The 9,913-nt window shown below is 72.3% G+C and carries 9 protein-coding genes; 6 read left to right on the top strand and 3 right to left on the bottom strand.

The genetic code is table 11. From position 1 onward, the window contains the following. Positions 1–2,260: tetratricopeptide repeat protein (locus VNO22_05630; GenBank protein HXG60830.1), on the bottom strand; the 2,260-nt coding region annotated here is incomplete at its 3' end. A 158-nt stretch (positions 2,261–2,418) separates the two neighbouring features. On the opposite strand from VNO22_05630, the gene VNO22_05625 reads away from it, so the two are divergent. Genes VNO22_05625 through VNO22_05605 form a run of 5 tightly spaced genes read left to right on the top strand, consistent with a single transcriptional unit; the run spans position 2,419 to position 7,560 of the window. Continuing rightward, positions 2,419–3,477, top strand: coding sequence for a hypothetical protein (locus VNO22_05625; protein ID HXG60829.1), 1,059 nt, complete (start codon positions 2,419–2,421; stop codon positions 3,475–3,477). Between the two features lie 11 nt (positions 3,478–3,488). After that, the gene (locus VNO22_05620) at positions 3,489–4,232 is read left to right on the top strand and encodes a VTC domain-containing protein (GenBank protein ID HXG60828.1); all 744 of its coding nucleotides are present in this window, start codon (positions 3,489–3,491) and stop codon (positions 4,230–4,232) included. After that, entirely contained in the window at positions 4,216–5,874 is a 1,659-nt protein-coding gene (locus VNO22_05615; GenBank protein HXG60827.1) for a dTMP kinase, read from the top strand. Before VNO22_05620 ends, VNO22_05615 begins: the two co-directional genes overlap by 17 nt. Further along, the gene (locus VNO22_05610) at positions 5,871–6,386 is read left to right on the top strand and encodes a DUF4956 domain-containing protein (GenBank protein HXG60826.1); all 516 of its coding nucleotides are present in this window, start codon (positions 5,871–5,873) and stop codon (positions 6,384–6,386) included. The genes VNO22_05615 and VNO22_05610 overlap by 4 nt, the downstream gene beginning before the upstream one ends. Next, positions 6,334–7,560, top strand: coding sequence for a CotH kinase family protein (locus tag VNO22_05605; GenBank protein ID HXG60825.1), 1,227 nt, complete (start codon positions 6,334–6,336; stop codon positions 7,558–7,560). Before VNO22_05610 ends, VNO22_05605 begins: the two co-directional genes overlap by 53 nt. A gap of 7 nt (positions 7,561–7,567) precedes the next feature. Here VNO22_05605 and VNO22_05600 read toward each other — a convergent pair whose 3' ends face one another. Together VNO22_05600 and VNO22_05595 are read right to left on the bottom strand one after the other, a co-directional pair. Then, positions 7,568–7,750, bottom strand: a complete 183-nt coding sequence (locus VNO22_05600) for a hypothetical protein (GenBank protein ID HXG60824.1) — start codon at positions 7,748–7,750, stop codon at positions 7,568–7,570. Then, positions 7,747–8,691: an NAD-dependent epimerase/dehydratase family protein gene (locus tag VNO22_05595; GenBank protein ID HXG60823.1), complete on the bottom strand. Its 945-nt coding sequence runs from the start codon at positions 8,689–8,691 to the stop codon at positions 7,747–7,749. Before VNO22_05595 ends, VNO22_05600 begins: the two co-directional genes overlap by 4 nt. 190 nt (positions 8,692–8,881) lie before the next feature. Here VNO22_05595 and VNO22_05590 point away from each other — a divergent pair. Beyond that, on the top strand, positions 8,882–9,913 hold a 1,032-nt coding region (locus VNO22_05590; protein ID HXG60822.1), incomplete at its 3' end, for an isomerizing glutamine--fructose-6-phosphate transaminase.

Genomic DNA, 9,913 nt, shown 5'->3' with positions numbered 1-9,913 from the left:
CCCGCGCGCGCGCCGAGAGGAGCCGGTGCCGCTCGTCCGTCATCCCGAGCCACCGCGCCTCCGCGACGGACTCGGGACCGTACCGCGCCCGGATGCGGCGGCGGAGCTCCGGGTCGGCCACCTCCTCGGCCTCCCGCCAGCGGCCCAGCGCGAAGAGCGCCTCGCCGAGCGCCGACCGCACGTCGGGATCGCGCAGGTCCAGCGCCCGGAGGAGCTCCACGGCCTCGCGCCGGCGCCCCTCGCGAAGCGCCAGGTCCGCGCGCTGCCGCGGCGTCATCGGGAAACGCCGCGCCTCGTCGAGCCGCCCCTGTCCCAGAAGGAAATCCACGAGCCCCTCGACGTCCCCGGCGGCGCGGAAGAGCGCTTCGGCTTCCGAGGCGCGCCCCCACCGCGCCAGGAGGCGCGCCCGCAGCCGCCGTTCTCCCGGGGGCAGAAGCTCCCAGGCGCGCCGGAACTCCGCGGGGTCCCCCGTCAGCTCGCCCAGGGCGAAATGGCTTTGCGGGTCGTCGTCCCGCAGGCGGTGGTACTCCCGGTAATGCTCGGCCGCGTCGGCGCGTCGGTATTCGGCCCGCGCGATCTCCGCGAGGCGCTTGTACACCCGCGGGTCCCGCGATCCCCTCGCCCGCGCGCGCTCCAGGAGCGCCCGGTCGGACCGAAGCAGGCCGAGCGCTCCGAGCAGAAGCGCGTCGTCCGGCCGGCGCTCGAGAAGCCGGGCGAGGATTCCGGCCGCCTCGTCGAGCCTGCCGAGAGCCTGGAGGATTTCCGACAGGGCCAGGAGATATTCTTCGTTCTCCGGATCCCGATCGAGAAGCAGGCGCCAGAGGGGCTCGGCCGTCCGGGGCGGCGCCCCGCGCGCCAGGCGTTCCACGCGCCACGCCTCGAACTCTTCCGGCGAAAGCCGGCGGAGCGTCGCCACGGCCCGGTCGATCCGCCCCGCGTAGAGGTAAAGCTCCGCCCGAAGGTGCGGATCGGTCCCGCCTTCCCGGGCAAGCGCATCGAGAACCCGCGCCGCGTCGGCGCGGCGGCCGACCTGAAGGTAGAGGCGGGCGAGCTCCGCGCGCGCGCCCGGCACGCGCTCGTATTCCGCGATGGCGCCTTCGAGATCCCCGGCCGTCTGAAGGAGATCTCCTGCGCGCGCGTGCAACCCCAGACGCCGGGCCGCGGCCAGAGCGCCCTCGAAATCCCCCAGCGCCAGGTGCATCTCCACGGCCCGGGGGTCGTCGAGACTTTCGTACAGTTCGAGCGCCCGGGCGAAGTCCTTCCGCCAAGCGTAGAGATCCGCCTGCCGTCGCCGGTTCTCCCGCGTGGGCGGCAGGAGCCGCCGGATCGCCAGCTCCTCCTCCTCGAAGGGCATCCCGCGCGAGAGTTCCAACAGGCGGTCGAGCCGCCCCTGCCGAAAGTAGATCCGCCACGCCTCTTCGACCCGTCCGAGCGCCGCCAGCACGTCGGCGCGCTCCAGGCTCCCGGCCGGCAGGTGGGGCAGAAGAAGATCGATCCGGTTCAGAGAGCGATAGAGGCCCACGAGCTCCTCGCGCACGGCGGGATCGCCCTCCAGGGCCAGGCACGCCTCGAGTTCCGCCGCCGCGTCCATCGGGCGGCCGTTCCAGAGGTAGAGCCGCGCCAGACTCCTCCGGGCGTCCGCGTCGCCGGGCGCCTGGGCCAGGTGCTCGCGCCAGGCCACGATGGCTTCCGCCTGGGCGCCCAGGGCCGTCAGCGCCTCGGCGCGCGCGCGGGGCGGGGCGATCGAGGCCCGGAGGCCGGCCACGTCCCGCGCGGCGGCGAAGACGCGTCCCATGGCGGCATGACGCACGCCGCGCTGCAGAAGCCGGCGGGCGTGAGACGCCGCTTCGGCCGGCCGCGCCGCGACCATCGCCAGATCCAGCACGCGCTCCTGCAGGTCCCGCCGCTCCGGAAAACGGTCCGCCAGCTCCCGCGCCAGGGAGAACGCCTCTTCCGACCGGCCCGTCCAGCCGAGCACGCGGAGGAGTTCCTCGAGGTTCTCCACGTCGCCCGGGTCGCGCCGGCGCAGGAGAAGGCGGCGTTCCCGCTCCGTCTCCAGGTCGCCCCGCGCGCGCGCGATGCGGACCAGTTCGCGCAGGACGTCCAGGGAACCCGGATCGCGGGCCAGCCGCTCGAGGAAATAGGGTTCCATCTCGGGGCGCGGCGCGGACCGCCGCAGGGCGCCGAACACGTCCGTCTCCGACGGAAGAAGAACGAACGCGGCCAGGAGCAAGACCAGGACGAACGCCAGGGGCCTCATGATCGGCGTCGCGGCCCGCCCAGCGGGGGGGGCCGCATTCGAACTGTCGATGCGCCCCCGGGGGGGATGTTACGGCGGGCGGGGGCGGCCCCCGCGGTGCCGCGTCACGATCTCCGCGGCTCCGCTTCAGGGAAATCGGAGCCGCAGGAGGAAACGCGATGGAGACGCTGATGGCGCTGGTGCTCGCGCTGTCGCAGGGCGCGCCGAGGGCGGCCCAGGGCCAGGAAGAGCCGCCCGCGCCGCTTCCTCCGGGACAGGATCGAGCGGCCCGTCCCCGGCCGCCCGCGGAACCCGTCTTCGGGGGCCGGGCCGGCATCGACCTGACCTACAACAGCAACATCCTGCGGCTGGACGACCGCGACGTCGAACGCCTTGAAGACGGCACCCGGCCCGACAAGTTCCGCATCGAGCAGCCGGACGACTTCATCGTGTCCCCCTGGGCCGAAGGCTCCATGGAGTTTTCCCTCCTGGACGCTCCGGCCACGGCGGGCCTGCGCGCCCGGGCGCACCTGTACCAGGCCAATTCGATCGCCAATTATGAGGAATTGACCCTCTTTCTTCGCCGGGCGCCCGCGGAGATTTCCTACACCTTCATGCCGGACGTCTACCGCCGGGAGTACCGCAACCTCGACACGGGCGAGTTCGAGTCGGCCTTCTACCGCGACCACCTCTTCGAGGCCGAAGTCCGAACGCGGCCCTGGCAGGCGGTCACGGTGCGCCCGAAGGCCTGCCTGGAGTTCCGCGACTACGACGCGCCGTTCAACCATCGCGATTCGATCTTCTACGGCCTCGGAGCGCGCGCCGGCGTCGACGTCCTCCGCGACGTGGAGCTTCTCCTCGAATACGAGTTCGTGCTCAACGATTCGTTCGCGCGCTCGTTCCAGCCGGACGTGTCCTATCAGGAACACGCCCTGGAGCCCGGCGTCGCGGTGCGTCCCCTGCGCGGGGTCGAACTTAAGGCGAGCTACCGCTTCGCGGACCGGCGATACACCACGGACAACCGCCCCGCGGTGGATCCGGGTCACGCGGACCGGGAGGACGACCGCCGCCGCGCCTCGCTCGGGGCGCGCTGGCGCGTCTCCTCGGCGGTCACGCTCGAAGCCGAGGCCCGGTTCACGCGCGTGGACATCTCCCTCCCCCATGACCCGGGGGCCACGGACGAGGAGACTTCCTGGAACCGCGAGGAGTACGTGCTCGGATTCACCTACCGGTTCTGAGAGGGGTCTCCATGGAAAGGAACATCACGCGGGCGCGGGTGGAGGTCAAGTACCTGATCCCCCAGGGGCTCGTCGAGACCGTCCTGGCCCGCCTGCCCTCTCTTGAGACGCGGGTCTACGGCGTCACCACGGTGTACTTCGACCGTCTGGACCGCGCGCTTTCCGCCGGCGCGCTCAAGAGCCCCGCCCACTGCACCAAGATCCGGCTGCGGGAGTATCTGGACGGATCCCCGAACCTCTGGATCGAGATCAAGACGCGGTCGGGTTCCTGGACGCGCAAGGCCCGCTTCCGCATCGGCCGCGAAGCCCTGGGTCCGCTCTTGCGGGGCGGCGATCTGCGCGACGTGCCCGCCCTCGCCTGCGGGCCCTGCGACCGCGAGGCGGCCGAGGCCTTCCGCCGCCTCCGCGAAGTCGCCGGCGGGCGCCTCGTGGCGCTCGGCGCCGTGTCCACCGCGCGCCACGCCTATCGGGTGACCGACCTGCCCTTCCGCATGACGCTCGACCGGAATGTCACTTATCACCGCGTATCCGAACGGCTCCTCCAGCCCGGCGCGACCCTCTCGCCCGCGACGCTCGGGGCGCCCCTGCGGCGTGAGACCGCCGCGATCCTGGAGATCAAGCACGGCGGCGCCGTCCCGGAGTGGCTGCCCGACGTCCTGGCCGGTCTGGCCCCGACGGATTACTCGAAGTTCCGCACCCTCGTTCGAGCGCTCGATGAGTCCTGCAAGGTGGCCGGTCATGTGGATCGACTTTGAGGGAATCGACGGAAGCGGCAAGACCACCGTCTCGGTCCGCCTCGCGCGGGCCCTCCGGGAGCGGGGCCGTCCCGTTCACCATCCCCGGGAAGGCGGAGGCTTCCGCCCGCCGCTGGTGGCCCGCATCCGGGATCTGACCCGCGCCGGCGAGTCCGCGCTTCTGTCGCCGGCGACCGAATTCCTCCTCAACGCCGCCCGCGAGGCGCAGCTCCTGGAGGAGGAGATCCGCCCCGCGCTGGCGCGCGGAGAGATCGTCGTGACGGACCGGGCGCTTCACGCGCACGTGGCCGCCGCAGGCCTGCGCCCCGGACTGGCGGCGGAAGAGGTTCGCCGCGCGGCGGCGCTGGCCGCCGGAGGTCTCTGGCCGGATCGCGTGATCCTGGTGGACGTGGACCCGGACGTGGCCCGGATCCGCAAGCGGCTCCGGAAAGTCCGCGACCGGCGGCTGGGAACGCCGGGGCGAAAAGGGCTTCAGGGCCGGGCGTTCCTCGCGCGGCTCCGCGCCGCCCTTCGGACCCTGGCGGAGTCGGACCCCGCCCGCTGGCGCACCCTGGACAATTCGTTCCGGACGCCCGCGGAAGCGGAGACGGAAGCGCTGGCCCTGGTGGCCGATCTTGTGGACCTCGAGCCCCCGCCCCGCCCCCCGGCCCCGCAACCCTGGCACGTGGCCGGCGGGGAAACGCCGGAAGAACGCATCCGCCGCTTCTTCGACTTTACGGAGAATCTGTTCCACCGCGATCCCGCGACGGCTCTCCTGCTGGCGGCGGGGCTGGACCACCCGAGGGCCGACGTCCTGCGCGCGCGGGGAGCGGACCGCTGCCCGGACGTGGCGGCCTGGAGCGCCTCGGGACTGGATACGCCCGCGGCCTGGGAGCTGCGCCGCGCCACGGCCGGGCAAGCTCCGTACCACGTGGCCCGGGGACTCGCCGGCTTGACGGGCCTCGAGGCGTGGGCGTGGCGCGAGGCGCTGGCCGGGGTCGCCCCCGACCAGGTGCTCCACAGCCTCGCGGGCCTCTCCGCGCGGGACGCCCATGCGCTCCGCGAGCGCCTGTGGGATCGGGCTCCGGACGAGGGACTTCGGAGCCTGGCCGGGCTGGGAGACGGACGCTCCTGGGGCTTCCGGTGCCGCGCCTTGCGGGACGGGCCCGGTGGAGCGCTCGCCGAGAGCCTGGCCGGCCTCGGCGCGCCCCCCTCCTGGCATCTTCGCGACCGCCTGCGTCGCGAGTTTCCGCTTTCGGTGCTGCGCAGTCTCCGGAAGCTCGACCAGCCGCGCGCCTGGACCCTGAGAGAGAGCCTGGCCGGGGCGGCGCCGAAAGCCGTCCTGGAAACCTTCGAGGGTCTCGCGGGTCCGGCCGCCGAGGCGCTCCGGGACCGCCTCCAACCGATCTGCCCGGACGAGGTCGCCGAAGGTCTCGCCGGTCTCGACCGGCCCGAAGCCTGGAGGCGCCGCGGCGAACTCGTGGCCGCCGCTCCGGAAGGGGTCCTGGCGGGCCTTTCCGGAGTCCGCCATCACCCCGAAGCCGAACGCCTCGCAGAGGAGGCTCTCTCCCGCGCACAGGGACGCCCGCTTGTCGTCCGCCAGGCGGTTCAGTTCTACCTCAAGCGCGCGCGCGCCGCCGAACCGGAGGGAATTCGGCCATGAACGAGCTTTTCGACGGCGGATCCGCCTCGGGCCCGACGCTCGACGCCCTCGCGCTTCTGGCCCGGATGGGCCTCGCGCTCCTCCTGGGAACGCTCCTGGCCTGGCGGCCGCTCTCGCGGCTGGCCGGCGGGCTTCCCTCCAAGCTTCCCGTCGCCTACGCGCTTGTTCTCATGACGCTGGCCTCCACCCTGGCGATGGTGCTCATCGGAGACTCGGTGGCGCGCGCCTTCGGAGTGGTGGGGCTGGGCTCCTTCGTCCGCTTCCGCACGGCGATCAAAGACCCCGGCGACGCGGTTCTCTTCTTCGTGGCGATCGGCGTGGGCATGGCGTGCGCCCTCGGCGTGATCGGCCACGCGGCGCTCGGAGTCGCCGCGATCAGCGTCCTGCTCGTTTTCCGGGATCGCGCCTACCGCCGCCGCCGCGAGCGGGACGAGAACGACGCCCTGACGGAGACCCTCGATGAGGTACCTGCTCCTGGCCCCGTTCCTCCTCCTGGCCGCCTGCGGAAGTGACGGCGAAGGAAGCGCCGAGACGTCCGTCGCGGAGTCCTCGGGAGGCCCTTTCGACGCCAACGCCGTCGCGGAGGTCGAGCTCCTCATGGATCCGGCCGACTGGGACACGCTGGTGGCCGATCCCCACACGGACACCTGGCGGCGCGCCACGCTTCGCTGGGGCGGCCACACCTGGCCCGACGTCGGCGTCCAGCCCAGCGGCCAGAACTCGCGCATCCCGGGCAATCCGAAACCGTCCCTCCTGCTGAACTTCGAAGCGTTCGTCCCCGGCCGCCGGTTTCACGGCCTCCCGAGCCTGAAGCTCAACTGGCTCCTCGACGACCCCGCGATGATGCGCCAGTGGCTCGTCTTCACGATCCACCGCGCCCGCGGGCTGCCGGCGCCGCGCGAGGGATACGCCCGCCTTTCCGTCAACGGGGGGTACAAGGGCCTGTACGGCGTCACGGAGCGGATCAATCGCGAATTCGTCCGGGCGCGTTTCGGCCCGGGCGTCAACCAGCTCTACAAGAAGACGGCGACCGGGGAAGACTTCGTCTGGCACGGACCGGACCCGGCCCTTTACGTCCCCCGGATGTTCGAGCCCTCGATCGAGGCGCTTCCCCCGGGCGCCGAGGACGTGCGCGACCTCTTCGACGCCCTTCACCACAGGTCCTACGAGGAAATCGCGCGCCTCTTCGACGTCGAGGCGTTCCTCGAGTTCATCGCCATCGAGGTGCTCACGGGGGAGGACGACGGCTACCGCAGCGGACCGGACGCGCTGGGAAATCTCTGGTCCTCGAACTTCTACCTTTATAAGTCGCCCCGCAACGGACGCTTCCGCCTCCTTCCCTGGGACCGGGGCGAGAGTTACTGGCGCCCCATCGACGAACCCGTGACGTTCACTTTCGAGCGCCGCGTGCTCACGCGGAGGCTCATCGTGGAGCGCCCGGAGAATCTGGAGCGGTTCCGGCGGATCCTGGCGGAGCTCATCGCGGGTCCGAGCGCCCCCGAGATCATGGCCGGGCGGGTCGAGCACCTGCGGAACCTGCTGGACGACCACGTGCCCGTGGAGCCGCCGAACCCGCATCGTCTCTGGTCGGGTCCTCAGCAGTGGACGTGGGAGGTGGACGGGCTCAAGAGAGAGTTCATCCTCGGACGCATCGAGGAAATCCGCCGGCAGCTCGCCGCGCCGTGAGGACGGCTCACGCGGCCCGCGAATCGCCGCCCGGAGGCGGCTCGCCGAAGGCCGCGTCCAGGAGGGACGCTTCCGCGTCGCCCGGCCCGGGGCGCTCCAGGTCGCGCTCGCTCAGGTCCGCCGCGCCGTCCCCGCCGGCGTCGAAGAGAAGATCGAGCAGCCGGCGAAGGGTTTCCGGGTCTGGATTCATGACGGTCTCGCGGCGACGTCCCGATCGAACCACTCGAGGGTGGCGCCCAGACCCTCCTCGAGCGAGGTCCGCGGCGCGTAGCCCAGGTCCTGCCGGGCGCGTCCGATGTCCGCCCACGACTCCCGCAGGTCGCCCGGCCGCGGGGGCAGGAACCGGAGCTCGGGACGTGTTCCCGTGAGACGCGCCAAGAGCCCCACGAGATCCAGCACGGACGTGGCGCGCCCGCTGGCGAGGTTGTACACCTTCCCGGAGACGCCGGGCGCCCGGCCGGCCGCCAGGAGACCCGAGACGACGTCGCCCACGTAGGTGAAGTCGCGCGTCTGCCGGCCGTCTCCGTGGATCGGCACGGGCCGTCCGGTCCGGAGACGGCTGAGGAAAATCGGGATCGCGGCGGCATAGGGAGACGAGGGATCCTGCCTCGGCCCGTAGACGTTGAAGAACCGGAGGGACACCGTCTCCAGTCCGCGGTACGCCGCCCAATGGCGGGCATAGAGCTCGGCGCACAGTTTGGCCACGGCGTAGGGGGAGGCCGGCCGCGCCGCCTGATCTTCCCTCTTGGGCAGATCCGGGTCGTCTCCGTACACGGCCGACGAGCTCGCCAGCACCACGCGGCGCGCCCCCGCCCGCTCCGCGGCCTGAAGAATCGCGACCGCGGCCGCCGCCGTGGACCGGTGGCTCTCCAGCGGCTCATCGACCGAACGCGGCACCGACACGAGGGCCGCCAGATGGTAGATCACGGCGGCGCCCCGAGCGGCGCGCTCCGCAAGCGCCTCCGCATCGCCCTCGAGAAGCTCCACTCCCCCGGGCACGTTCTCGCGCCGCCCGCTCGAGAAGTCGTCCACCACGCGCACGCGCCGGCCCTCGGCCAGGAGCGCGCGGACCAGATGGCTCCCGATGAAACCCGCACCGCCCGTCACGACGTCGATCTCGAGCGCCGCCATGCCGTTCCTCCGAAGACCGCCGTTCCCAAGACGCGCCCGTCGGTCGCTCCGTTACGGAAAGCGCCTCACGGAGCGCGCTTTTCCCGACGCGTATAACAAGATTCCGGTCGGAGGATCCCTTCCCCAGGACGCGGGCCGGCGGCGGCCGGTCCCTTTCCCGCGGAGCATCTCGTCACGGGGAGGAAGTTCCATGTGCGGAATCGTCGGTTACGTCGGCCCCCGGCCGGCGCTCGAAATCCTGCTGGACGGCCTCAAGCGCCTGGAATACCGCGGCTATGACTCGGCGGGCGTGGTCGTGCTCAACGGCCGGGGACTCGTGGCGGAGAAGGCGCCGGGAAAGATCGCCTCTCTCGAGGCCCGCCTCCGCGGCCGGGCGCTTCACGGAGGCACGGGGCTGGGCCACACGCGGTGGGCGACGCACGGAGGGGTCACCCGGTCGAACGCGCATCCCCACTTCTCCTGCGACCGCCGGGTCGCCGTGGTCCACAACGGCATCATCGAGAACTGCGACGCGCTGCGCCGGGCGCTGGCGGGCCATGCCTTCCGGTCGCAGACCGACACCGAAGTCATCCCCCATCTCATCGAGCGATTCCTTCCCGAAGTCGGCGGCGACCCGCTTCGAGCCGTGGCCCGCGCCGTGCGTGAGATGAGCGGAAGTTTCGCCGTGGGCGTGGCCTTCGCGGACCGGCCGGGCTTTCTCGTGGCGGCGCGGGCCAACTGCCCGCTCGTTCTCGGTCTGGGCGAAGGCGAGAACTTCCTGGCGAGCGACCCGTCGGCGCTCCTGCCGCATACGCGGCGGATCGTTCCCCTCGAGGAGGGCGAGCTGGCGACCCTGGACGCGTCCGGGGTGCGCCTCTTCGATCGCGCGCTGCGTCCCGTCTCGCGGGCGCCTCTCCGGATCGACTGGGAGGCGGAGGGGGCGGCCAAGGGGGGCTATGCGCATTTCATGCTCAAGGAGATCCACGAGCAGCCGCAGACGCTGGCGGCGGAATTCGCCGGGCGGGAGGAGGGGCTGGGAGGGGAGCTGGATCTTCCGGTGGGGCGCCTGAAGCGGGTGGTGCTGGCGGGGTGCGGGACGGCCTGGCACGCGGCCCTGGTGGGGAAGGTGGCGGTGGAGGAGCTTGCGGGGCTGCCGGCGGAGGCGGGGCTTTCGAGCGAGCTTCGATACGGGGATTCCCCCTTCGGGCCGGAGACGCTGGTGGTGGCGATTTCGCAGTCGGGG

Source organism: Planctomycetota bacterium (assembly GCA_035574235.1).
In the GTDB taxonomy this organism is placed as follows: Bacteria; Planctomycetota; MHYJ01; order MHYJ01; family JACPRB01; genus DATLZA01.
The sequence above is the reverse complement of the archived record's forward strand: the minus strand, read 5'-3'. Positions and strand labels throughout refer to the sequence as shown.